This window comes from Nostoc sp. NMS4, from assembly GCF_017115095.1.
Classification (GTDB): Bacteria; Cyanobacteriota; Cyanobacteriia; order Cyanobacteriales; family Nostocaceae; genus Nostoc.
Genome location: NZ_JABXKI010000061.1, coordinates 1 through 24,221 on the forward strand (window position 1 = coordinate 1; position 24,221 = coordinate 24,221).

A 24,221-nucleotide genomic window follows, 5' to 3' on the forward strand; every position below is an offset into this window, starting at 1 on the left:
CAGGGGCTTGATGCCCAGGCAGACAGCACTCTCAATACTTATATAAAATCTAAACTGCCCCTAATTCGTGATACGGCTGAGGGCCGATTATCTTTAGGGCAAGGCGGCAATCATTAGTCCGAAAAATCAAATGATTGCTCGCTGCCAAGCATACGCTCAGAGTTCAAACAGTGGAATATTATGAATAACTGGCTAGTAATTGCCCTAGTAGCTTATCTAATTGGAGCAGCGATTGAAGGGGTGAGTACAGCCAGTCAGCTATCTCATTCAATGCCAGAACTAGCTAAAAACACACAAGCTCATCCTTCAGAGTCTGACACTGAGTCTAGTTCAAGTTGGCGAGTTGTGGCCGCCATCGCCTCAGTCAGTATTTGTGGAGCTTTTTTGTGGCCTTGCCGCCTTTTCCACCGTTTAATTAAAGGCAAAGTCAGTCATTAGTCATTTGTCATTTGTCATTTGTCTAAAAGATACCACGTTCACCTAACGGTTTGCTCAGGGCATTGGTTGGGGCGAGGTATGTACCAAAAACTCATTATGTCGTTTGTTCTGGTGTCGCTACAGGTTGACCAATTTTTGGCTCTGTTCCCGCAAACAGTCGTTCAATATTAGCGCGATGGCGTAAAACCACATACAACCCACCGGCAATCCCAAACAGAATATAGGGTAAGGGTTTGTGGAAAAGTACCATAAAAATGGAAACTGCGATCGCACCTGCAATTGAACTTAAAGAAACAATCCGCGATATCGCCATAAAGACGGCAAACACACCTACTGTTGCTAAACCTATCTGCCAACTCATTGCCAACAAAATCCCCAAGCTGATAGCAACGGATTTACCACCAGTAAAGCCTAAGAAAATTGATTTACTATGTCCCAGAATGCCAGCTAACCCAGATATTGTTACTAACCACGGTTGCCACAGTTGTGCATCGACCGTTGGAGGGATATAATTATGAATTGGTTCAAAGTTGAACAACCAATAAACTAGAGCGATCGCTAATACTCCCTTTAAGGAATCAAGTACTAAAACCAATGCTCCTGGCCCTTTGCCCAAGGTTCTTAGTACATTAGTTGCGCCAGTGGAACCGGAACCAACTGCCCGAATATCAATACCTTTTAACTGCTTCACCGCAATGTAGCCAGTGGGAAAAGAACCCAGCAGGTAAGCTATGACTACAATTGTCGCGCACAGAGTTAACCAAATAGCCATAATACAATTCAAAATTCAAAATTCAAAAAAGTCAAGAGTGATGCCTCTTGACTAATGACCAATGACCAATGACTCATTTAAAAGTCATCATCATAGTTTCTCACTATTTTGGGGTCAGGAGCAAAGGCTAACCACAGGGGAAATTGTAACAGTGACAGACTAATTTGTTCTTCGGAATCGTCAATAATAATTAAAGGCAGTTGATTGGCTTTCGTCAATCGGTCTGCTTTTTGAGCGAGAGCATCAGCTGCCTCAAATAATACCACACCCCGGTCTGGGCCAAAATCTGGGCGACCGATTCCCAGACAATCTTGCAAGCCGCGCCGCCATTCGCCTAATCGCTCTGGTGTATTAGCTAAGACTAAAGTACGGACGCGATCACCATACAACTTGTGTAATATCGAAATTGCAGCTGAGGCAATCAGAATATTCTGTAAGCGGCTACCCATTGTCCGCAAACCACCCCGTCCCCCTTGGGTAAAAAACCAGTTGGAGATTCGTTCAGCGTGGATTGGTTCAAAGGTACGGCGTAGTTGCCACGGTGCGCCGTAGTAATCTGGTTTATTGCGGTATTGGTCAATTAAGCGGCGAATTTGCTTGGTCGTATCTTGAAACTGCTGTTGGGCAAACTGGGGTATTCCAGATTGGGGTTCAGCTGGTTTAGCCTCTTTTACAGATGGTTTTTCTCGTTCCACCACACTTGGCGTTAATTGCAACTGCTCGGCGGCAGAGGCCAAATCCTGTAAACTACCCGTGAGATAGTCTTTAAAACCCTGCACCCGAATTGCCAAATCTTGGGATGCACCAGCAAAAGTAGTTCGCATCTCATTGCGGATACGTTCTTGACGGCGTTCTAATTGTTCTACAGAAATTTGCAGAGTTTGTTTGCGTTGTTCTAACTGCACTAGCGACTCTTGCACGAGTCGCCCCAATGAGGTTTGAGTTTCACTCACCTGTACCTGAAGCTTTTCGTAAGCAGCTTGCAGCTTGGCTATTTCTGACTTGAGAGCTGCTTCAGCACTCTGCAATTCTGCCATTCTCTGCTCTGCTTCTACATATAAAGAATTATTTTCCAATCCTATTTCAGACCCCAGGGCGACATTTTCCGCTTCCAGCTGGGCGACAAACTCGCCATTTGAATTTTCTGTTAGCTCTACTGTAGAATCTACCACTTCTGCATTAGAGATGAGTGGCTCAAAAGTTGTGTAGTCTTCTGATGAGCTAATGGTTTTTGAGTCTACCACTGACTCAACTGATGGATTTACTGGATGTTCAACTGCATTATTCTCTTCTGGTTTTTCTGCCAACCGCTCATCAATTGGTTCTGGGGTTTGAGATGCCTCTGGGTTCATAAACAATAGTGTAATTCCTATGACGCGAATAAATAGCTTTCAGAAATATTACAATTGACTGGCATAAAAGTCCTGAGCATGAGTGCTGAGTTCTGAGTTTATATCAAAACGACTCAGCACAGATGGCACTCAGCCCTAAATACGCGGACAACGTTGTTCTAAGCAAGTTTTCAAGGTGTTGGGGTCAAATAAAATCGGCAAAAAGTGAATACTTTTAATTTCTTTAAAGTAAAACAAAATGGGGACTCTATTCCAAAATATCCGCCAGTTTTGCCATTCTCGGTAGGGAAAGCGCCGAATCAATTTTTCGCCTCTGTAAATATCTAAATCGGTAACGGTAAATTGCAAACGCAGCGTTAACGCCTGAAACATTAGAAACAAACCAAACAGCGTGAAAACAGAGCCTATCCACGGTTGTACCAACAGTAGTGGAATCGCGGCAATTACTAACACTATGGGTATATTGTAACTAGGCTTGAGTTCCACAGTTGATGTGGAGTTAGAAACAAATGAACTGGTCACAGTTTTAAATCCTGCTTTGTTTAGTAGGCATCTCTCCTATTTTAGGAGTCAGAAGTAGGAGTTAGAAGTTAAGAGTTAGGAGTGAGGAATTTTAACTCATAACTCCTGTACAGATGCGATTAATCGCGTCTCTACTCCTAACTTCTCACTTCTATAGCCCTATGAATGCACTGCCAGTCCCCTGAAACATTAACCAAGAAAGAAAGAAGTTGCTCACAAATATAATCAGCAAGGCAGTCACAACAGCAGTTGTAGTTGACTGTCCTACACCTTTTGCACCTCCTGTTGTCGTCAGCCCCCAACTGCAACCAATTACAGCAATTAAAATGCCAAAACAACACGCCTTAATCATGGCGCTAAAAATATCCCAGATGCCAAGGAAGTTACGGGCTGAATCTAGAAATACTGTATCAGACAGGTTGTAAATATTTGTCGCAATGATGAATCCTCCGAACATCCCCGTTATCAAAGACAGGAGGGTTAAAATTGGCAACATTAAACAGCAAGCAATGACGCGGGGGATAACTAGATAATCGATTGGGTCTGTTTTTAACATCAACATGGCATCAATTTGTTCTGAGACTCGCATGGTACCGATTTCTGCTGCAAAGGCAGAACCGACTCGCCCTGCCAAAACCACAGCTGTCAACACGGGAGAGAGTTCTCGTGTCAACGCTATAGAAAGCACTCCGCCAATAATGTTTCCTGCACCAAAATTGATAAATTCCCGCGCCACCTGAATGGTAAACACCGCGCCAACGAAAATAGCCGTCAATAGGGCAATAAATAAGGAATCTGGCCCAACTGCTGCCATTTGTTCTAAGGTGTTGCGCCGATGGATTTTGCCTTTCAATAGGTGAACTAGTACTTGCCCACCCAGAAATATCGCCGCCAGCAGACGCTGACTCCATTCCCCTAAACTGGATTTGGATGTAGTCTGGTTCAATGTTCTGTAGCTAACTCGGTAACTGCCTTAAGAATAGCGGAAGTCATGGGAATGGGGAATGGGGCATTAGGAGTGCTGAGTGCTGAGTGCTGAGTGCTGAGTGCTGAGTTAGGAGTTAGGAGTTAGGAGTTAGGAGTTAGGAGTTAAGAGTTTTGTTTATCTCCTTGTCTCCCTTGTCTCCCTCATCTCCCTCATCTCCACTCCCTCAAGAAGGCTGAATATTAACTTAGATTAAAGATATTCTCAGAAAATAAAGCTGTTATTAAACGTGCTGCAAAGCAATAAATAAGTAGTACTCTTAGTTATAACCTCCATTTTGCAAGCTTTTTGTAGATTTAATTTGCTTTTTATATCCCCAGCATGGGCTGTAACTGCTAGCCGCTTATTTTAATGAAAACTTAAGATTTTTGACAGATTGTCTGCTCTGGAGCGATCGCTCGTATTGTAGAAATTGACAACCCGCTATCTTGCTTTTGTCATCTCTACTCACGGAGTCTGTCTTAAATGACTATTTTTACTAACTTTCTCCGCTCTCTACTACTCACAATCATTTTTAGTTTTGTCGTTCCCATGTTTTTGGTTGGCGGCGGATTGCTTCTTCTATCCCTCATCGGTAACATCCCTGGCTTACAAGAGTTAACCGAGGCGATCGCAACTCAGATTATGCGTTTTCTCGCCACTTTCGGCAGTGGAACTCCCCTATGCGGATTATTCGTCATTAGCTTGACCTGTAGTTTCGTTGGGGCACTTTTTGATATGTTTGTCTATTACCGATATCAAATGTTACGTATAGACCCTTGAGTAGTGAAAATAGCTTCGTTAGGATTGATTCTGAATTCTGAATTCTGCATTCTTCTTCAATAAATATTTATATATATTATTAGTTATTAGTGATTAATTACTGACAACTAGTAAACGTGCGCGACCGTACAAAACCAGTCCTAAAAGATTCAAAAAGCCAGAATAAGAAGGCATTGAAAACTTTTAATTTGGCAAAATAGCTAAAATAGCCTTTCTAAATCATCACGTTAACGCTAAACTAGAGTTTGGCATTTTGTGTTAGCTGCAATGTTTATTGAGAATATCAAATAAAACTCACTGAAAAATATAAAAATTTCCTTAAAATCCTGACGAGTACAATGGCTGCTCATGTTTCTTAACAGAGCAAAGCAGGTCATCTGACCGTTGGGCATCTTATATTGAATTTATTACGAGGTATGTTGACAGCTCATGATTTGGCCGTTTAAGCCCAAGTTTAGAAAACAAATTGCGCGGATTGAAATTACTGGTGCGATCGCGGGTGCTACTCGCAAACGTGTCCTAGAAGCCCTGAAAACTGTAGAAGAAAAAAAGTTTCCGGCATTACTATTACGTATCGATAGTCCTGGCGGTACAGTCGGCGATTCCCAAGAAATCTACAGCGCCCTGAAGCGTTTGCGCGAGAAAATCAAAATCGTTGCTAGCTTTGGCAATATTTCGGCTTCTGGAGGAGTCTACATCGGTATGGGAGCCGAACACATCGTCGCCAACCCAGGTACAATTACGGGTAGTATTGGTGTGATTCTGCGTGGGAATAACTTGGAACGCTTGCTAGAAAAAATCGGTGTTTCCTTCCAGGTAATTAAGTCTGGCCCTTACAAAGACATTTTGGCTTTTGATCGGCAACTGACCGAACCAGAAGAAAACATCCTGCAAGAATTGATTGACACAAGTTATCAGCAGTTTGTCCAAACGGTAGCTGATGGACGTTCTTTAGCGGTAGAAACTGTGAAAAGTTTCGCCGATGGCCGGATTTTTACTGGACAGCAAGCCTTAGCCCTGGGTGTTGTAGACCGCCTGGGCACAGAAGAAGATGCTCGTCGCTGGACAGCAGAACTGGTTGGTCTCGATCCAGAAAAAACTCTCTGCTATACCCTAGAAGAGCGTAAACCTTTATTGAGTCGCTTCATTCCAGGGAGTCGTCAATTTTCATCAGGAATTGGGGCTGGTATTGATTGGCTCGAATTTGAAATGTCTACTAGTGGTTTACCTCTGTGGTTATATCGACCCTAATATGAGTTAGGAGTTAGGAGAGACGCGATTAATCGCTTCTGTACAGGAGTTATGAGTTAAAAATCTTAACTTCTCATTCTCAACTCCTAACTCCTCACCTTTGTGTTTTAAGGAGGATTTTGGCGTGGACTGGCAAATGCGGGCTATTCGCGGAGCAACAACCGCTTCAGAAAATACTGTTGAGACAATTCAAGAGGTAGTGACAGAACTACTAAACGAACTGGAAAACCGGAATCAATTCCAGCCGACAGACATTATTAGTGTGACTTTCTCAGTGACACGGGATTTGGATGCAGTTTTTCCAGCTGCGATCGCAAGAGCGCGTCCTGGTTGGGATAATGTGGCCATGTTGGATGTGCAGCAAATGCACGTCGAAGGCAGCTTACAGCGCTGCATTCGGTTCTTAATCCACGCCTATCTGCCAGCCTCCGCCTCAATTCATCATATCTATTTACGCAACGCCGCTAGCTTACGTCCCGACTGGAGTTTGCCTCAGACTTTACAAGCATCACAGCAAGCAGTTAAGTCAAAAGTGTAAAATACTCAGAATAAATACGAAGAAATATTCGGCACTTCATGTCATCAGTGCTTGGGGAAGCGAACAAAGGTTGGTATTGGCACAAATAATTACTGCGATTCCTGCATTACTAGAGTTGCTGAATATTACTGGTGTTATTATCACCATTGATGCAATGGGAACATAAACTGAAATTACTAGACAGATTATTGACTTGGCGTTCCTGAAGCATTGAGTTACGCAAAAAAAGCGATAATGTTATAGTACTATAGGGAATCCGGCAAGATTTCCCCAAAATTACAGCATTTGAATGTAGAATAGATACTCAAATGTCTGAATAAATAGTTGGAGAGGTGTCCGAGCGGTTCATGGTGACGCACTCGAAATGCGTTTTGGGGAAACTCAACGGGGGTTCGAATCCCCCCCTCTCCGTTCAAAAGATTACTGAAAATTTGGCTTATCTACTATGAATTTGACAACATCTGTTGTAAAGCAAGCCTTAGAAACAGTCCGGTGTCTTGATCTTAAAGCTTGGTCTCTTGAAGTTTTTGGTCAGTCTATGCTCTCAAAAAGAAGAACTGTGTTTTCTGTCTCAATTGACGACACATAAATTGCAAGAAAGGTTTAAAAATCATGGTTTGCTCTCATGAAGCGATGTCTTCGGCGAGCTTCGCTAACTCAGTACCAACTAGAAGGCAAAATTCACTGGTTGGAAATGCTCAAAAGTGATGAGGTGCGGGTTTACCGCAGTGGTGGCTACCTTTTGTTGACTGGTTCTCAATTTCGATGCCAAGCTGACAGTTTTTAGGTGGGTTGAAAGGATAGAGCAACAGATTCTTTGTTTGGAGGGAATGACCTCTGGCTCTATTAGTGAATAATGAATCCGATTATAAGTTAGATCGACAAGTATAATATTGCCATAATTATAAAGATATAGCAGTATATAAATTCGACAGCTAATATGTTAACAGTGACATTAATTAGTTAAATATGACATCAATCTGTTAACAGTGACAAATAATTAGTTAATGTACAAATTGGCAATCGACACATGTAATGTCTTGCCAAAAACATCAAATTCCATGACTTTTACCAATTACCCAATTACGCCGGAAAAACCGAGCTAAAGCTGATTCTTCTAAGGATAGATAAATCGGTCGTCCGTGGGGACAGGTGCGGGGGTTGCGTGTGCGTTGCCAATTATCTAAAAGTGTCTGCATTTCTTGTTGATTCATCGGTGTACCATTACGAATAGCACTGCGACAGGCGACAGCTACTTGGGCTGTTTGTAAATCGCCACCCCAACTAAGTTCTAAAATTGCTTCTGCACAGTCGTCTCGCTGTTGCAAAGGTGCGGGTATGTTACGGACTGCCCAAAGTTGTTCGCCAAAGGGTTCTATTTCTAAACCAATATGTTGTAGTTGCGATACTTGCGCTAAAGACAATTGATAAAGAATAATTGACGGTTCGACGGGGACAAGTTGCCAATTATCACACAATTGCTCATACAAAACTCGCTCATGGGCGATGTGCTGTTCCACTAACCACATCCCACCTGAATGTTCCGCCACAATATAGGTGTTGCTAACTTGAGCGACAGCCTTTAAGGAGTTAGGAGAGACGCGATTAATCTCGTCTGTAGAAGGTTTGGGATTTTGAGGATTGAAATTGTAACCGCCTTTGGCTTCTGCGGCTTTAAGTAATTTACTAACTCGTGTTGTGTGAACAGCTTCTTTGAGATTGTTAGAAGAGATGCTGAGTGCTTGGTTAATTGCTTGGGTAATTTGTTCTTGCCAATAAATGATTTCGTTGAGGTAAATTTCCGTTTTGGCTGGATTGCGATTCCAGTTAATTTGATCGGGGGAAATGGCAAGATGTAAGAAACAAATTGGATAGCGATCGCGCGGTAATGTTCTATGAAATGCTGATAATATTGTTTGCTCTAATTCCGGTGTCTTCACCATTCTGCCGTTAATGGCGACACGTACCCAATCTGGACGATGACGATGAGTGCGATCGGGTAATCCTACCACTAAAGTGAGTGCTGAGTGCTGAGTGCTGAGTGCTGAGTGGGGAGTGCTGAATTCTGAATCCTGAATTCTGTCTTCTGATTTTAATGGGTTGGGTATTTTGACTTTTACTTCTTGTAAGTCACCTTGTCGCACTTGCGGTAAAATCTGCGGTAGTAGTTGCCCTGTTGTGGCAGCCGGACAGATGGTGAACCATTGACGATCATTTTGCCAAATCTGCCAGGTGACATGATGATGACACAGGGCGATTTGTTGAATTGTGGCTTGCACAGCTTTCATTTGCTGTGCTGTTGTGGGTAATCCTTGACGGCGAGATGAGCAATTACCAAAAAGATGGGAAACTGTAACTACTGTACCAGGTGCGATCGCAGTTGCTTCAACTTGTACAACTTCCCCGCCATCACCATAAATTACCCGCCATCCTAATTTTCCGCCCAAAGGACGACTCAAAATCTCCAAATCTGCCAGAGTCGTCAAACTGTGCAACGCCTCACCACGAAACCCTAAACTGTTAATTTTCCACAAATCTGCACTAGAGCGAATTTTACTGGTGCTGTGGGCTGTGGCTGCTTGTTCTAAATCATCTAGGGTCATTCCACAACCATTATCTGCCACACGAATTCGCCATTGCTGCGGCCATAGAGAAACCACAATTCGCGTTGCACCTGCGTCTAGGGAATTTTCTACCAATTCCCGCACCACAGAAGCTAAAGAGTCGATTACCTCACCAGCTGTAATGAGATATACGACTTCTGTTGGTAGAGCTTGAATAGTAGATGCCATAAATTATATTTTATAGCTTCTGGGGACACGCTATATAGGATTTATACAAGAATCATTTCTATCAGAAAAAGAACCGCAAATAAACACTGATAAATTATCTGTGTGCATCTGTGGTTTCATTTCTAAAACATTAATTTTTGCAAGATATCTATCGTGGATTACAACTTTTTCTACAGCATCAGAAAAAGTTAGTAATCGCAACATTAATTAACATTAAATCACCTGAATTTATGAATATCTTCAGGCGATCGCTAATTAGTATCTCTCATGGACAAAATTTTCGGTGGTTCGGGTTTGAGCAAACCGTTCAACAGTGATGCAGGAGGTTGACTGTAAGGCCATGCAAAAGCATGACGGAAAGCTGCATCTTGACAAGCTTGTAGTTGTTCAAAACTAATAATGTTGTAAGTCAAGAGATTCTCATACTCAAACGGTAGACGGACATTGTGCAATCCGGCATTATCAGTACAGATAGCGATATCAACCCCAGCATCAAGACAACGGTCAAAAACTAATTTGAGTTGACGTATATCCTGCAAAGTTCCAGTTTTTAGGTAAGTTGTTGGGCAAACCTCCAAACATTGTCCGCGTTTAGCGACATCATTAAGTAGCTCTGGATATAGTAGGGGAATTTGAATGCCGTGACCAATCCGCATCAAATATGGTAACAGTTCTGGGTAACAACCAGCAGTGGTTTCATATAGATGTCCGGTGGTGTTAACGCCCAGCGATCGCGCATAATCATATAAGCTAATCCATTCTTCTAAGCGATCGGCGTAATAACTATCACCTCCGGCTACATCTACTGCACAGACATAGTGTTGATTTTGCGCCGCCAAATCAACAATCGCCTTGTTCACCTCATAAGGTAGGCGCGTGTGCATACAGAGAATTTGGCTAGTCACAATCGGATATTCTGGTTGGTGGCTAGCAAGTCCTACGACTCGCACAATTTCTGCCATCTTGTCAATTCTCTCGGATTGACTCAAATGCTCAGGTGTCCGCAAATAAGGAGTGTAGCGCAGTTCCAGATAAGCCAAATTTTCAAATATGTAAGCACCCCGCACCAAACGATAGATAAAGTAAGGCAAAGTCTCCACAGTCTGCACACTTTCTACCAAGGTGTGTAATTCTAGATACTCATCTAGGGTATTACGTGGGCGGGTATAAAAATCTTCAAAATCTGAATAGTCAGCAAAGCGGGAAATTAACTCCGAAGAATGTCGCTCGAAATATCGCCATAAAACTCGTGGTACGACCGAGCCGCCCAGATGTCTATGTAATTCAGCATATAAAGCCATAGTGGTATTTTTAGGTAAAAATTTCAATGATTGTAACAAAAACATCGAGAGAATAATCTCTCCTCAAAAAATCTGCACTACTATTTGCAGCATTAATCAACTTGACATCATCAAGATTAAATTGATAGCATTGATATCCTTAATTTTTTGTGGTACAGTAAAAGAACATTGCTATTGTTAAACGAGTAAGATATAGCAATATATTTTTCCTTTAACAAAGCAAATTCCTGGCAAGGTTGGTATTAATTGAAAATTCAAGCGTTGGAAGTCAAGGCTGGCGATCGGATTATTGCTTACTGCAACAATAAAATGCAAACCTGCAAGGTAAAACGCATTTTAGATCCAGGTCAAGCTAATATTACACTATCAGTATTCACATCTGAGAATTATCGCGGTTGCTCAGTTTCATCTATAGTCCGCTTCCAAAGCAACGCTTTAGTTGATTTGGTAAGTTAAAAATCAAGTAAATTTCAATCTCAAAAATATTTCTAGCTATTGTCCAGCCTCAAACTGGACAAAATTTTTCTTAAAGGTGCGATGTCTACGCACATACAAATCTGTTAATTACTAGTGGCTTGTCCTATTAAATATGATGAGTTTGTAGTAAGCACTTCAGTGCTTAAAAATCCAGGACTAAAGTCCTTACTACAAACTTATTCATGAGATAAAAATCTAATTTATGGCTTGTGTTAGTTCTTTTTTACATCACGAGCCATATTGAGATAGTAGTCATCAAGTTTGGCATTAGAACGACGGCGGTTAGTGGCAGGAATTTTAGTAGTGTTATCCCGATTCGTTTCAATTGGCTGTTTAGCTGAAGCTTGCTTTATGCTTTGCACCTGATCAGATTCCAAGAAATAACCAGACTGAGAGAAGCCAAAAAGCTTGGCAAAAAAACCAAATAAATTTCCGAAAAAATTAGAAATACTTTGGAATAAAACACCAAATAAGCCTTCAAAACGAAGGAATAAGTTCCGAATAATTTGAGTTAGACGAAGCATAACAACACCTTCAAATATTGCCTATTCTCATTGTGACTCAATTCGGATTCGAGGATTGCTACTATAGCAAAAATCTACCAGTGGGTAGGTATAGTTCAACTAGTACAGCATGGCGGAATCCCAACTTAAAATCTTATCTGGGTCAAATATTCGACCTCTTGCAAAATTATAAACACAAAAAACCCCGGCGAAACTAGCCGAGGTAAGAGAGAGAAGTGAGATTAACGATGAGAAGCGATACGGAAATTAAAAATCTTAGCTAACACTCAAACCAACCAAAACTAAAGCGGTGACGATTAAAGTTGCAAAAAGACTTTGTAAAACGTATTTGCGTTGTTCCCAAATTGCTGGGTACTCAGCGTAGTACATCTTTGGTTCTGCTGCGTAGTTGTTGAGAATGCCGTCTTCGTTAGTGGTGGTATACATAGTTTTTTCTCTTTTTTGTTTCCTTATGTAAATAAATTTAACAGTTTTGTTACAAATCGTCAACATGACTTGACAAAAAAAGACTAATGATAGTTATAAAACTTACTTATAGAGGAAGGCATAAATCAGTAGAGGGATTTGATCCTTACTGGTTTACTCCTCCTACCTGGTTGTTGAGCGTAGTCGAAACACTGCCTCCTGTGCCCCGATCACTGCCGAAGTGTTGCCCCATTAACAGCGATCGCAGATTCTGGCAAAGTGGTTCTAGAACAATTCTTTGTGTTTACTACTTTCAGATACCCAAAAGGCTGTAAAATAATCCAGCTAGTACAATCAAAGTCACAATTATATAAGTCAATTCCCTTTGCAACACAAAGGCAAACAGAGAAAATACCACTCGTGCGATCGGTGTGGCAATTAATAGCAGTAATCCAAATTGGATGATGCCACGACGACGACCGACTAAAACTGCTGTTTCTACTCCTCCTAGAGAGCGAAAATCTGCGGGTTCTCCCCGAAAAAACTGGTAATTGGCAGGACTATTACCATAATGAATCAAATACAGAACTCCACCTATTAAAACTAGGGTAGTAGCACAAAGAACCCCAAATCTTAACAGGTTGCCAACAAACTGTTCAACTTGATGTTCGCTCAATCTGCGCTTGGGTTGAGACATTTTAAATCCCTCCCGTTAAACCTTTGTAGATCATCTCAATTGCCAGCCCCAAAATAACGAGGCTGAAGATATTTCGCAATAGTCCAATCTTTGCTCTTACCAGTACTTTTGCTCCTAACAAAGCACCAAGCAGTACCCCCAACATTACTGGCATTGCCAATCCCGGATCGATGTAACCCCGCTTTAAGTAAACTCCAGCGCTAGCTGCTGCCGTTACGCCAATCATAAAATTACTAGTGGTGGTAGAAACCTTAAATGGAATACCCATAGCTCGATCCATTGCCAGCACTTTAACAGCTCCTGAACCAATGCCAAGTAACCCTGAAAGTACCCCGGCGACAAACATCAGTCCGAATCCAACGGGTACTGCACGGACATTGTAAAACTTTTGTCCATCAGGAGTTGGGTAACTACCGTTCAGTTTGAGAGAAGTTGCTAGATAATCTGGCGGTGCGCTTTCTAGGTGTTCAACACGGTGTTGACGTGATAGGTAGGCACTATATAGTAGAACCATGCCAAAGACAATAGCGATCGCTCTAGTAGAAATCATCCCCGCTACAATTGCCCCAACTATAGCTCCTCCTGTTGTCGCCACTTCCAAGAACATCCCCAACCGCAGATTAGTGTAACCTTCCTTAACGTAGGCGGATGCAGCCCCGCTAGAAGTGGCAATCACAGATACCAATGAAGCACCAATGGCGTATCGAATGTCAACCCCAAACCCCACGGTTAACAAGGGTACTATTACTACTCCACCTCCTAAACCAGTCAGTGAACCCAGAAAACCTGCGGTTAAAGAACCAAGCCAAACTAATAAGGAGAATTCTAAAATGTTCACGTTCGTGAGTTTTATATTACTTGAATTGCTAATTTTGAGGGACTAAGTTACAAAGCTGAATCGCCTACGTTTGTAAACATGACTCGAATAGCACTAACAAGCAGCAAAACTCCAAATATTCTCGCCAATATTACATTAGATAATCCCGTTCCTATTTTTGCACCAAGCCATCCACCTAATATAAAACCTAAGCAGAGCAATGCTGCTATCTTCAAGTCTACATATCCTTGCTTGTAGTAAGTCCATGCAGCCAAGATATCAATCGGAGGAACAAGCAAAGCTAATGTTGTACCCTGAGCTTGGTGTTGAGAAAAACCAAACATAAAAATCAAAGCAGGTAGAATAATTATTCCGCCTCCAATTCCGGTCATTCCGCTTACTATTCCTGCAATAAGTCCCAAAATTAGACAAAGCAAAATGTTATCCATAGCTCAAAATCCTTAATTTATTGCCGTAAACTAAAACATTTCCTGTCTAAAATAATAGAGAAAAGATTTAATATAAACTTGTCATTGTTATGAATAAAATATGTCTTTTTTTGATAAAAATAATTTAAATTTACTCACAAATTCTGAAAGTAGAAAAAGCAATTTTTGGCATATATCCACACTTTTTATTCTGCAAGTCTTTAGTTGCAGAGTTAAATATGAAAATTTTATTTCCTATTAATTAAGTTCAAAATATTTACTTTCAGCTTACCTAAGCGTATTTATATAAGCAATCATTCTTTTTTTTCAGAATTATAAATAAAATTAATTGAATTTTTACAATATTATCAGGACTTACGCACAGGTAACGGAAAAACGAACCGCAGAGGACGCAGAGAAAAGAAATAGAAGGAAAAAATTACTTAACTGAACTGTATTGTTTTATATTAGAGTAATAATTGCTCAAATAAAATGTCATTGCGATCGCTTCACTCGCAATGACAATTATTTATCCGAACATGATATATACCTACGGCGGGCTACGCCTACGCAACACTAAACGCGCTCACTATTGTTTGCCTAAGTCCTGTTCAGTTTTCGCCGTTCGGCTGAAGACTCGATAGTATAGCGACGTAGTAGTTTCCTTTAAGGAAAACAGCAGATAGGTGAGAGGATTTATTGCCACAATAATATTTCGGAAGTCGCGCCGTGCCAAAAATAAGATTGCACGAGCAACTTGTTGTGCAGACATGACTCCATAAGGATTGAGTTGACTCTTAAATGGGCCAAGAATTAACTTGCGAATTACACAATCCCCATCCAAACGCTTGAGGGTAACAATATCTCCTAGCGATCGCTTGCTGAGTTCATAAAGCGGACTCAGTGCTGGAGAAACTTCAGCCTCAGAAGTGTTTACCCAAATTTCCTTGGTTGCTTTTGCTTGTGGGCCTGTTACAGTTGTCAAAAATATATCCATCAACCGCAACGCTGAAAAAGTATTCACCTCATAAGAGGAGTTGATAGCCTCTGGTGTGCGGCTGCTGTAGACATTGATTCCGTGGTTGATAATTAAAATATCTACTTTCTCTAAACTATCCCTCAAATTGGCTTCGTTGCCTAACTGCCAGGGAATCACTTTTACTCCAACTTGCTCTACTAATTTTTCTGGATTAGTGGTTAATGCCACAACTTTAGCATTATTATTTACAAGTTCAGCCGCCAACGCTTGCCCTAACGCTCCTGATGCTCCAGTTAAAGCGATGGTTTTACCTTTGAGAGACAATCCTGTACCCAGAATTTTATCTACTAGGGGAAAGACACCACTGTAGTAAGCGTTGACATCATCAAAATGATGCCGCCAATGATAAGAACGATTCACCCACCAAATGGATGGAATTGTCTGTAAAGGGCCGGGTAGGTGGTTGTAGTCTGTATCAATTTTTCCCTGAAAGTATCGTACAGACGCGCCATACAAGAAGGTGCAACCATAAGCTACTCCCAACCATAACCCCCATTGTTGGACAATTAAGGCAATGACTACCAATACCACCAGCAGTAGACTCGACTCTAAAATGTCGTGATAGAGTTGCGATTCTTGGTAAATTTTCAGGGAAACTATCGATAAATCGCGGCGATAGGCGCTATGGTGCTTGTTGTGCCATTTAGCAAGCCAATTGACTTGGTGACATAATGCATGGTAGCTGTCTCTCAAAACCTCGGCGAGTAAAAGTGAGAAGAGTCCCCAACTAGCAAACTGTAAGCTGGCGTTTAGCCAAATCCAATTAATTTGTAAGCTTGTCTCAATTCCCATCAAGTTTTCAGCTAACATTTTTATCATGAAATGAATATCGACATTATCCTATACATCCTGTAGGGGTTGAGTTAAGTCTCTGGCAGGGATAATATCAGAATCTGGTGGGATTTGGGAGGTAATTTGTTGTTGACTGGTGTTAACTATTTATTCACATCCAGTAACCGCGAAGTTTCTAACCGACTCATCCACTTTTCTAAATAAACTCGATTATCTTTTTGCTCATTTGGATCTTTAGTATCCAAAGAATGAGGCATCAGTCCTAAAATCGTTGCTGTTGTCACGCAAAACATCGATTTTTGGAAACTTATGCAAATTTGGACTCGCAAATCATCTTCACCGCGAAGACTGCGACGATAAATTTCGTGCAAATACTCTGGTAGATAATGACGCATATCCTGCATCAACAAGGTGGGAGGAATACCTGCGCCACCGATGGGTAAAGGATCGGCATACAATGCGCCATACTGGAATCGACTTTGATCTGGGGGAATTTGATATCCTTGGGCGTTGTATGAAACTGTGCCGTGGAAAGGAGTTCCTCGGAAAAATACTGCCTCTACATAAGGTATTGCTGTATCTGCTAAGAAAGTCAAACCAACGCTTTTGGGAATGATTTCATAGGCTTGATCTCGAATTTTTACGGTGTAGGTAATTGGGTTTGATGCATTTGCCACTAACGCTGTTTTAATGTGTTCTACAACTTGGGGAATCGATTTGATTTCGCCTTGGTCGTAGCGGTCTGATAATTTGAGGAACATATCAGCCATGACTCGCCAGAATTGGCCTAAACCGGTATAGTAAGCAGAGACGCGCAACTGTTCTGTTAAGAAATCTGGAAACAGTTGGTTAATACCCAAAATGAAGGGATTATTTTTAAATTTTGCCGCGATCACGACTTGCGCTATTTCTTGAAATTCTGGTGTATCTAAATAGGTATCTAGTCCGCCGCCACCGTGCCACATCATGCCTTTCATGCAATATTCGGCATATTCAAAATTAATTCGGTCATGCCACCAGTGACGGAGTAATTTCTGAAAAGAAACCTCTCCATTAAAGTATTTAAAAAATGGGAAAAATACTAAAAACTGGTGTTCGGCAATATAGTTAAGATTTTTTGAGTAAGCATCTAAAACTACCCCATAGCTTTTAAGAATACCAACAACTTCCAGCACATTCTCAGGACTATCGGGGAGTAATGCATCTCCTTTTTGTAGACGTTCAATATACTCAGCTAAGGGATTGTGAGTAGCTTTCTTTTTAATAATTACCATTGCCATCTCTCCAAAAAGTTTAGGGATTAGTCATTTGTCATTTGTCATTTGTCATTTGTCATTTGTCATTTGTCATTTGTCATTGGGCATGGTTATTCTCCTTGTCCCTAATCCCTAGTACAGCACGGCGGAAGTAAACCACCCATTTCAAATCTATGAAACGCTTACGCTGTATTCATTTTTAATTTTTAATTTTTAATTTTTAATTCCGCCTTGCGGTACTACTCCCCATTGTTTTATCCAAGGACACTGCTAATACTACGTTTTGGGTATTTACCATTGCTGTAATTGTTGGTTCAGTCCAGCGCACTAACCAACCAGGTTGAATGCCGAAAATCACAATCAGCACAGCTAAAATTGCAGGTGGGATGCGATCGCTCCAATACACACGTGGTAAGTTGCTAACTGATGCGGACAAGCGCCCAAAAAAGGCGCGGTTGACGAGTATGAGAAAGTAAACTGCTGTTAAACCAGTACCAAGCATACATAACAGGGTTTGCACTGGAAAAACTGGGAAACTCCCCCGATAAACTACGAATTCGGAGATAAACCCTAGCATTCCCGGTATACCAGCGCTGGCCATGACTCCGACAATCATCAAGCTACCGATTACTGGCATACCCCGTTCTGGGTTTAGCAATCCTTGAATAATTTCTAAATCACGGCTTCCGGCTTTTTTATACACAACCCCTACTAGCAAAAATAGCATTGCGGAAATCAAGCCGTGGCTAATCATTTGCATTACAGCACCCAATACACTTAAAGGTGTGGCCGCCGCCGCCGCTAAAAGCACATAACCCATGTGTCCAATGGAGCTGTATGCTACCATTTTTTTCATATCGGTTTGGGCGATCGCGCAGGATGAACCATACAGTACGCTTACTACTGCCCAAGTCGCCAACCAAGGAGCCATATAACTCCAAGCTTCTGGTAACAAGTTCATACCAAACCGCAATAAGCCGTAAGTTCCCAACTTCAACAGCACTCCAGCCAATAGTACTGAAATCGGTGTGGAAGCTTCAACGTGAGCATCTGGCAACCAAGTATGGAAGGGAACTAAGGGAATTTTAATCCCAAAACCGATCAAAATTCCCGCTAGCAATAAAAGCTGTGTTGCTAGAGGTAAAGTTGTGGTGTTCAAGGTTGCTAGTGCAAAGTTAGAGGAACCACTCAGCCAAACCATGCCGAGGAAACTTGCTAAAATCAGGATTCCCGAAACGGCTGTATAAATCAGAAATTTGGTCGCAGCATAACCTCGTTTAGCGCCACCCCAAATCGCTATCAGCAAATACAGAGGAATCAGTTCTAATTCGTAAAACAGGAAAAATAGTAGTAAATCCTGTGCTAGAAAGGCTCCTGTCACCCCAGCGCTTAATAATAGGATCAAACAGTAATAAAATTTCGGACGCTGTAGGGATTCATCGCTGCTATAGATGGCAATGGAAGTTAACAATCCATTTAAAACCAGCAACGGCAAAGATAAACCATCTATCCCAAGGTTATAGTTCAAACCTAAAGCATCTACCCAAGGAAGAGACTCAGCAAACTGTTGAGTGATTTCTCCGGGATGGAACTGAATTAGTAATACGATTGTCCACAAGAAAGCAATAATGGCAAAGACAAAAGCCACGCCACGGGCGAATTTACCACTGATGCCAGAGGGCGAGAAACCAATTAAAGCTGCACCGATTAACGGCACTAGAATTAAAACACTAAGCATAGACTTTAGGTAAGGGGAGCAGGGGAAGCAGGGGGAGCAGGGGGAGCAGGGAGACAAGGGAAAACTGTACTTGCGACTTCTTTAACTCCTAACTCCTAACTCGCTTAAAAAGGCAATTTATCTAGTAAACCCAATGACCAGCTGATGAAAAAACCCAGGACGCTGACAACTGCTAGGATGGTCAACATATAGCCCTGAGATTGGCCAGAAATGCTGTACTTTAATGTTTGTCCGCCGAAAATGGTCGCAAACCCAACCAAGTTTACTAAACCGTCAACTAAGTAGCGATCGCTCCAAGCAGAAATTTTAGATAGCAATGCTACTGCACTCACTACGGTTACATAATAAACTCGGTCAATATAAAAATCATAACCTAACAAGTCTTGCAGAAATCTCCATGCCAAGATTCTCGATCTTGACCAAGCTTTGTGCAGATGAACTGTACACCCTACACCTACGCCTACAAAGGTAGACCCAAACAACGCTAATGCTACGTACCAATTAATACTTTCCCAATCAGGTAGCAAGTACCATTGCTGTAGCATCAGGGGTAGAAGCAGAGTTAAGACTGTGAGAATTACCATTGGCAAGGCCATCTGCCAAGCAACTTCTGGGGTGCGACGGGTCTTTTGTTGTGGTTTCCCCCAGAAGACTAATCGAAATACTCTGGTCAAGTTCAATGCTGTCAAACCATTGACTAATAATAAAACCCCAATTACCCAAGGGCTAATATTCACGAAACCATCAGCCCATGCTAACATTGCCCAGAAACTTCCTAGTGGTAGCACTGTCACCATTCCGGCTGAACCGACCACAAAGGCAGTGGTGGTGGCTGGCATCCGTGACCACAAACCGCCCATTTCTGTTAAGTCTTGGCTTTGGGTAGTCAAAATTACTGAACCTGAACTCATGAATAATAATGCTTTAGCGATCGCATGACTTAACAGCAACATCAAGGCTACACCACCTTGCTGTAACCCCACTGCTAAAAACACTAACCCCATGTATGCACTGGTGGAATGAGATAGCGATCGCTTAATGTCAATTTGAGCTATGGATACTAATGTCGCCCCAATCGCTGTCACCGTACCCATAACTACTAAGGCATTTAAGGCAACCGGTGATAGAGCTAACAATGGTTGAAATCTATACAGTAAATAAGCACCACCAGCTACGACTAGAGAGTTCCGCATTACCGAGGCGGGGTTAGGCCCTTCCATTGCCTCATCTAACCACAGGTGTAGTGGAAATTGGGCACATTTACCAGCAGGCCCAGCAATTAACGCCAACCCTAGCAACGTCGATGTCATTGGGCTTAAATTAGCTGTTTGCGCCCACTCGTATAAATCCGAAAAGTTCAAACTCCCGGCTAAGGTGGAAAGGGTAACAACAGCCATCAGTAGCAACAAGTCTCCTACCCGTTTAGTCCAAAACGCATCCCGCGCCGCCGTCACTACTAGTGGTTGAGCATACCAGAACCCCACCAGTAAGTAAGTCGAAAGCGTCAGGACTTCTAAAAGGGCATAACTGAGAAACAAAGAATCACTGATTGCTAGACCACTCAGCGCCGCTTCAAAAAATCCCAGCAGCCCAAAAAAACGCGCTAATGACCAGTCTTTTTCCATGTAACCCAGAGAATAAACTTGTGCCAGTAAGCTTAACCCTGTAATTAAAACTGTTGCCCCAATACTGACTGGCGATAGCTCCAAGGAAAAAGATAAGTCTAAATCTGCTGCTTTGAACCAATTGATTAGTAAGTTTACTGGTTCTCTATCCCAGATACTTTTAAATAGAAACAGGCTATGGACAAAAGCTAAAACGGTCGTCAACAAGTTGAAGTATGCCGCAGGTCTTGGCCCTGTCCGTCGAATTATTCCTATTCCCCACGGCAAGGTCAAAATTGCGCCTGATAAGCTATAAAAAGGCACAAACCAACTTGTTGAAAATAGAAATTGCTCCATTTAAATTTCCTTTGATGACTCAACCTTGATTTTAAAAAAAATTCCCAACAATTATTTATTTAATAAAATTAATTTACCAAAATATCGATGTTTTTTTACTAGTATTTTAACTAAACTTCCAGAAGTACTTTTACTTAACGACTACCCTATTAAATATAACAAAAATATAACTTTACATAAGCAAAAGCATTTACTTGCCTTAACATTACCTACCTTTTTACATTTGTATTTCTACTTTGACCAGAGTAATTTATACGATATATTTGAAAAAATTATATATGTTTCACCTAGTCCTTGTACACTTAGCAATATTGGAGAAAAGACAGATACAGCAAAACATCCAGACGCTGCTTACCCCTCGCCAGATAGAATTAGCCTTGGTTATGAATGTCGTTTTGTAAATGTAATAAAGAAATTATAAAGCATAAGTGGCTGCTCAAGGAATCAGTAAACTTTAATTGCTCAGAAGGCTAGATAAATTTATGTTAAGTTTTTTAAAACTTTCTTATCATAAACTATTATAGTAATTTATATTGCCAGGAACGCCAAGCTTTCCTATGCTTAATTTGGAAGTGTTTTCTTAGCTATAAGATCAGGCTCTCCCCGTCAAAAAATTCAAACGACAGTACAGATTGCATTAATTTTGTAGGAGTTCTGCGATGCCAATTGCAGTTGGAATGATTGAAACGAAGGGCTTTCCGGCAGTAGTGGAAGCTGCTGATGCGATGGTGAAAGCCGCCCGTGTCACCTTAGTAGGGTATGAAAAAATTGGTAGCGCTCGCGTCACCGTGATAGTTAGGGGAGATGTATCGGAAGTGCAAGCTTCTGTAGCAGCTGGGGTTGAAGCGGCGAAAAGAGTCTTTGGTGGTGAAGTGTTATCCACTCACATCATTGCTCGTCCTCACGAAAACCTGGAATACGTCTTGCCGATACGTTACACAGAAGCGGTAGAACAATTCCGTACTTAAAAGCTGTTTAAACAAAGTAATTAACGCTCTTTGCCTGAAAAGAGCATCACTTTTGTCCAAGGCGATAAACTTTGAAATAGGGATTAAAACTAATGTCAATTGCAGTGGGAATGGTTGAAACGCTAGGCTTTCCAGCAGTAGTAGAGGCTGCTGATGCGATGGTGAAAGCTGCCCGCGTCACTTTAGTAGGTTATGAAAAAATTGGTAGTGGTCGGGTGACGGTCATTGTTCGGGGTGACGTTTCAGAAGTGCAAGCTTCTGTGGCCGCAGGAGTTGAATCTGTAAAGCGAGTCAATGGCGGACAAGTACTTTCAACTCACATCATTGCTCGTCCTCACGAAAACTTAGAATACGTTCTGCCAATTCGTTATACAGAAGATGTAGAACAGTTCCGGGAAAACGTGAATGCAATTCGTCCTTTTGGTAGAAGACCGTAATTCGTAATGCAAATTGCCAAAGTTCGCGGCACAGTAGTTAGCACCCAAAAAGATCCAACTCTTAGGGGTGTAAAATTCCTGTTGTTACAATTAGTAGATGAAAACGGCAACATCCTACCAGAGTATGAAGTAGCAGCAGATATTGTGGGAGCAGGAGTAGATGAGTGGGTACTCATCACTCGTGGTAGTGCCGCTCGTCAAATTGTTGGCAATGAACAGCGTCCATTAGATGCAGCAGTCGTGGCGATCATAGATACTATTTACGTTGAAGATCGCCTCATTTATAGCAAAAAAGATCAATATCGATAGTCATTGGTCATTAGTCATTAGTCATTAGTTCTCGACAAGTGACAAAGGACAAATGACTAATGGCAGACAATACAGGAGGAATCTTGCGATGGCAGTCCGCAGCACGGCGGCACCCCCAACCCCGTGGTCAAGGAATTTAGCTGAACCCAAAGTCCATGAAACTGCCTTTGTACATTCATTCTCCAATCTGATTGGGGATGTGCGAATAGGTGCAAATGTAATCGTTGCTCCGGGGACTACGATTAGAGCGGATGAAGGCACACCTTTTTATCTAGGTGAAAACACCAATATTCAAGATGGTGTTGTCATTCATGGGTTGGAGCAAGGCCGAGTAATTGGCGATGACCAAAATAAATATTCAGTATGGATTGGTAAAAACGCTTGCATTACCCACATGGCTCTAATTCACGGGCCAGCTTATGTAGGTGATAATTCCTTCATTGGCTTTCGCTCTACGGTGTTTAATGCCAGAGTAGGCGCAGGTTGCATCGTGATGATGCACGCTTTGATTCAAGACGTAGAGATTCCCTCTGGTAAATATGTACCTTCGGGAGCGATAATTACCAGCCAGCAGCAAGCTGACCGCTTGCCAGATGTGCAAGATCAGGATAAGGAATTTGCTCATCATGTGGTTGGGATTAATCAGGCATTACGAGCTGGTTATCTCTGTGCTGCGGATAGTAAATGTATAGCACCCATTCGGGATGAGAACGCTAAATCTTATACAGGTAATGGTATTACTGTTTTAGAGTTGGAAAGGAGTAGTGAAGTGTCGAGCAATAGCTTGGGTGCAGAAACAATAGATCAGTTGCGGTATCTATTGGGGCAAGGATATAAAATTGGTACGGAACACGTAGACAAGAGACGGTTCCGCACAGGTTCTTGGACTAGTTGCCAACCAATTGAACCGCGATCGCTCGGTGAAGCGATCGCAGCATTAGAAAGCTGTTTAAATGACCATAGCGGCGAGTATGTCCGACTGTTTGGCATTGACAAAGGTAGACGGCGTGTGCTAGAAGCCATCATCCAACGTCCCGATGATGATGCCAAACCAGCTACCAGCTTTAAAGCCCCGACTAGTCATAGCAATAGCAGTTATAGCAGCAGTAATGGTAACGGTAACGGTTCTAGCAGTGGCAAAGTCAGTGGCGAAACTCTAGAGCAAATCCGCCACCTCTTGGCAGGTGGTTACAAAATTGGTATGGAACACGTAGATGAGCGTCGTTTCCGCACAGGTTCTTGGACTAGTTGCAAGCCAATTGAAGCAACTTCTACAAATCAAGTCATCTCCGCTTTGGAAGAATGTATAGCAAGCCATCAAGGTGAGTATGTACGTTTAATTGGTATTGACACCAAAGCCAAACGGCGGGTATTAGAGACAATTATTCAACGTCCCAATGGTCAAGTAGCTTCCTCTGGTAGTCAGAAATCATTTACTAGTAATGCAGCACCCTCTGCAACGGGAACAGCTAGCAGTAACCGCTTGAGTTCTGAAGTAGTAGACCAACTCCGGCATTTATTGGCTAGCGGTTCAAAAATTAGCATTGAACACGTAGATCAACGGCGCTTCCGTACAGGTTCCTGGACTAGTACCGGTCAAATTCAAGCCTCCTCAGAAAGAGAAGCGATCGCAGCCGTAGAAAGACAGCTTGGCGAATAC

The 24,221-nt window shown here is 42.0% G+C and carries 26 protein-coding genes, 1 tRNA gene and 1 pseudogene; 13 read left to right on the forward strand and 15 right to left on the reverse strand.

Annotated features, from left to right (window positions below; translation table 11 throughout):
• Window positions 1-180 precede the first annotated feature (180 nt).
• Window positions 181-438, forward strand: a complete 258-nt coding sequence (locus HWQ37_RS02950) for a hypothetical protein (protein WP_292743561.1) — start codon at window positions 181-183, stop codon at window positions 436-438.
• A gap of 94 nt (window positions 439-532) precedes the next feature.
• Here HWQ37_RS02950 and plsY read toward each other — a convergent pair whose 3' ends face one another.
• From plsY to HWQ37_RS02970, 4 genes are all read right to left on the reverse strand, one after another.
• Window positions 533-1,210 carry a glycerol-3-phosphate 1-O-acyltransferase PlsY gene (gene plsY / locus HWQ37_RS02955; RefSeq protein WP_292743564.1) on the reverse strand — a complete coding sequence of 226 codons (678 nt, stop codon included), beginning with the start codon at window positions 1,208-1,210 and terminating at the stop codon, window positions 533-535.
• A 77-nt stretch (window positions 1,211-1,287) separates the two neighbouring features.
• A complete protein-coding gene (locus HWQ37_RS02960) occupies window positions 1,288-2,562 on the reverse strand; it encodes a DUF3086 domain-containing protein (protein ID WP_292743567.1) in 1,275 nt (424 codons plus the stop codon).
• Window positions 2,563-2,697: 135 nt separating this feature from the next.
• Window positions 2,698-3,084, reverse strand: a complete 387-nt coding sequence (locus HWQ37_RS02965) for a DUF3119 family protein (protein WP_292743570.1) — start codon at window positions 3,082-3,084, stop codon at window positions 2,698-2,700.
• Window positions 3,085-3,235: 151 nt separating this feature from the next.
• Entirely contained in the window at window positions 3,236-4,030 is a 795-nt protein-coding gene (locus HWQ37_RS02970) for an MlaE family lipid ABC transporter permease subunit (RefSeq protein WP_292743573.1), read from the reverse strand.
• Between the two features lie 504 nt (window positions 4,031-4,534).
• Between HWQ37_RS02970 and HWQ37_RS02975 the strand changes: the two genes are divergently transcribed.
• The 6 genes and pseudogenes from HWQ37_RS02975 (at window position 4,535) to HWQ37_RS03000 (ending at window position 7,407) form a co-directional block, all read left to right on the forward strand.
• A complete protein-coding gene (locus tag HWQ37_RS02975) occupies window positions 4,535-4,831 on the forward strand; it encodes a hypothetical protein (RefSeq protein WP_292743576.1) in 297 nt (98 codons plus the stop codon).
• 429 nt (window positions 4,832-5,260) lie between these two features.
• A complete protein-coding gene (sppA, locus tag HWQ37_RS02980; protein WP_292743579.1) occupies window positions 5,261-6,082 on the forward strand; it encodes a signal peptide peptidase SppA in 822 nt (273 codons plus the stop codon).
• Between the two features lie 124 nt (window positions 6,083-6,206).
• Complete coding sequence (aroH, locus tag HWQ37_RS02985) at window positions 6,207-6,620, forward strand: chorismate mutase (RefSeq protein ID WP_292743582.1); 414 nt, start codon at window positions 6,207-6,209, stop codon at window positions 6,618-6,620.
• 31 nt (window positions 6,621-6,651) lie between these two features.
• Window positions 6,652-6,783 (forward strand): annotated as a pseudogene (locus HWQ37_RS02990) (ISAs1 family transposase); the annotation flags it as partial.
• A 163-nt stretch (window positions 6,784-6,946) separates the two neighbouring features.
• Window positions 6,947-7,031 (forward strand) — tRNA-Ser (locus tag HWQ37_RS02995).
• A 214-nt stretch (window positions 7,032-7,245) separates the two neighbouring features.
• The gene (locus tag HWQ37_RS03000) at window positions 7,246-7,407 is read left to right on the forward strand and encodes a hypothetical protein (protein ID WP_292743584.1); all 162 of its coding nucleotides are present in this window, start codon (window positions 7,246-7,248) and stop codon (window positions 7,405-7,407) included.
• Window positions 7,408-7,672: 265 nt separating this feature from the next.
• Here HWQ37_RS03000 and mutL read toward each other — a convergent pair whose 3' ends face one another.
• Both mutL and HWQ37_RS03010 read right to left on the reverse strand, forming a co-directional pair.
• Window positions 7,673-9,412, reverse strand: coding sequence for a DNA mismatch repair endonuclease MutL (gene mutL / locus HWQ37_RS03005; RefSeq protein WP_292743586.1), 1,740 nt, complete (start codon window positions 9,410-9,412; stop codon window positions 7,673-7,675).
• A gap of 251 nt (window positions 9,413-9,663) precedes the next feature.
• Window positions 9,664-10,713 (reverse strand): adenosine deaminase, encoded by a 1,050-nt coding sequence (locus HWQ37_RS03010; RefSeq protein ID WP_292743589.1) that lies wholly within the window; start codon window positions 10,711-10,713, stop codon window positions 9,664-9,666.
• Between the two features lie 246 nt (window positions 10,714-10,959).
• On the opposite strand from HWQ37_RS03010, the gene HWQ37_RS03015 reads away from it, so the two are divergent.
• Window positions 10,960-11,169 carry a hypothetical protein gene (locus tag HWQ37_RS03015; protein ID WP_094352741.1) on the forward strand — a complete coding sequence of 70 codons (210 nt, stop codon included), beginning with the start codon at window positions 10,960-10,962 and terminating at the stop codon, window positions 11,167-11,169.
• A gap of 233 nt (window positions 11,170-11,402) precedes the next feature.
• Here HWQ37_RS03015 and HWQ37_RS03020 read toward each other — a convergent pair whose 3' ends face one another.
• The 9 genes from HWQ37_RS03020 to HWQ37_RS03060 all read right to left on the reverse strand — a co-directional run bounded on the left by HWQ37_RS03020 (window position 11,403) and on the right by HWQ37_RS03060 (window position 20,847).
• Window positions 11,403-11,714: a threonine dehydratase gene (locus HWQ37_RS03020; RefSeq protein ID WP_292743591.1), complete on the reverse strand. Its 312-nt coding sequence runs from the start codon at window positions 11,712-11,714 to the stop codon at window positions 11,403-11,405.
• Between the two features lie 255 nt (window positions 11,715-11,969).
• On the reverse strand, window positions 11,970-12,140 hold the full coding sequence (gene psb34 / locus HWQ37_RS03025) for a photosystem II assembly protein Psb34 (protein WP_292743594.1): 171 nt from the start codon (window positions 12,138-12,140) through the stop codon (window positions 11,970-11,972).
• 292 nt (window positions 12,141-12,432) lie between these two features.
• Window positions 12,433-12,816, reverse strand: a complete 384-nt coding sequence (locus HWQ37_RS03030) for a DUF1634 domain-containing protein (RefSeq protein WP_292743596.1) — start codon at window positions 12,814-12,816, stop codon at window positions 12,433-12,435.
• Between the two features lies 1 nt (window position 12,817).
• Window positions 12,818-13,654: a sulfite exporter TauE/SafE family protein gene (locus HWQ37_RS03035; RefSeq protein WP_292743599.1), complete on the reverse strand. Its 837-nt coding sequence runs from the start codon at window positions 13,652-13,654 to the stop codon at window positions 12,818-12,820.
• A gap of 47 nt (window positions 13,655-13,701) precedes the next feature.
• Window positions 13,702-14,082, reverse strand: coding sequence for a sulfite exporter TauE/SafE family protein (locus tag HWQ37_RS03040; protein WP_292743601.1), 381 nt, complete (start codon window positions 14,080-14,082; stop codon window positions 13,702-13,704).
• A gap of 568 nt (window positions 14,083-14,650) precedes the next feature.
• Window positions 14,651-15,919 carry a bifunctional sterol desaturase/short chain dehydrogenase gene (locus HWQ37_RS03045; protein WP_292743602.1) on the reverse strand — a complete coding sequence of 423 codons (1,269 nt, stop codon included), beginning with the start codon at window positions 15,917-15,919 and terminating at the stop codon, window positions 14,651-14,653.
• Window positions 15,920-16,035: 116 nt separating this feature from the next.
• Window positions 16,036-17,166 (reverse strand): CO2 hydration protein, encoded by a 1,131-nt coding sequence (locus HWQ37_RS03050; RefSeq protein WP_292743604.1) that lies wholly within the window; start codon window positions 17,164-17,166, stop codon window positions 16,036-16,038.
• A gap of 202 nt (window positions 17,167-17,368) precedes the next feature.
• A complete protein-coding gene (locus HWQ37_RS03055) occupies window positions 17,369-18,886 on the reverse strand; it encodes an NADH-quinone oxidoreductase subunit M (RefSeq protein ID WP_292743605.1) in 1,518 nt (505 codons plus the stop codon).
• Between the two features lie 104 nt (window positions 18,887-18,990).
• The gene (locus HWQ37_RS03060; protein ID WP_292743607.1) at window positions 18,991-20,847 is read right to left on the reverse strand and encodes an NAD(P)H-quinone oxidoreductase subunit F; all 1,857 of its coding nucleotides are present in this window, start codon (window positions 20,845-20,847) and stop codon (window positions 18,991-18,993) included.
• A gap of 25 nt (window positions 20,848-20,872) precedes the next feature.
• Here HWQ37_RS03060 and HWQ37_RS03065 point away from each other — a divergent pair, with 25 nt between their 5' ends.
• From HWQ37_RS03065 to HWQ37_RS03085, 5 genes are all read left to right on the forward strand, one after another.
• Window positions 20,873-21,268: a hypothetical protein gene (locus HWQ37_RS03065; RefSeq protein WP_292743609.1), complete on the forward strand. Its 396-nt coding sequence runs from the start codon at window positions 20,873-20,875 to the stop codon at window positions 21,266-21,268.
• A gap of 238 nt (window positions 21,269-21,506) precedes the next feature.
• Window positions 21,507-21,815 (forward strand): carbon dioxide-concentrating mechanism protein CcmK, encoded by a 309-nt coding sequence (locus HWQ37_RS03070; protein WP_012410633.1) that lies wholly within the window; start codon window positions 21,507-21,509, stop codon window positions 21,813-21,815.
• 92 nt (window positions 21,816-21,907) lie between these two features.
• The gene (locus tag HWQ37_RS03075; RefSeq protein WP_010995041.1) at window positions 21,908-22,252 is read left to right on the forward strand and encodes a carbon dioxide-concentrating mechanism protein CcmK; all 345 of its coding nucleotides are present in this window, start codon (window positions 21,908-21,910) and stop codon (window positions 22,250-22,252) included.
• A 6-nt stretch (window positions 22,253-22,258) separates the two neighbouring features.
• Window positions 22,259-22,561 carry a EutN/CcmL family microcompartment protein gene (locus HWQ37_RS03080; protein WP_292743610.1) on the forward strand — a complete coding sequence of 101 codons (303 nt, stop codon included), beginning with the start codon at window positions 22,259-22,261 and terminating at the stop codon, window positions 22,559-22,561.
• A gap of 88 nt (window positions 22,562-22,649) precedes the next feature.
• A partial coding sequence (locus HWQ37_RS03085) for a ribulose bisphosphate carboxylase small subunit (protein ID WP_292743612.1) occupies window positions 22,650-24,221 on the forward strand: 1,572 nt, incomplete at its 3' end.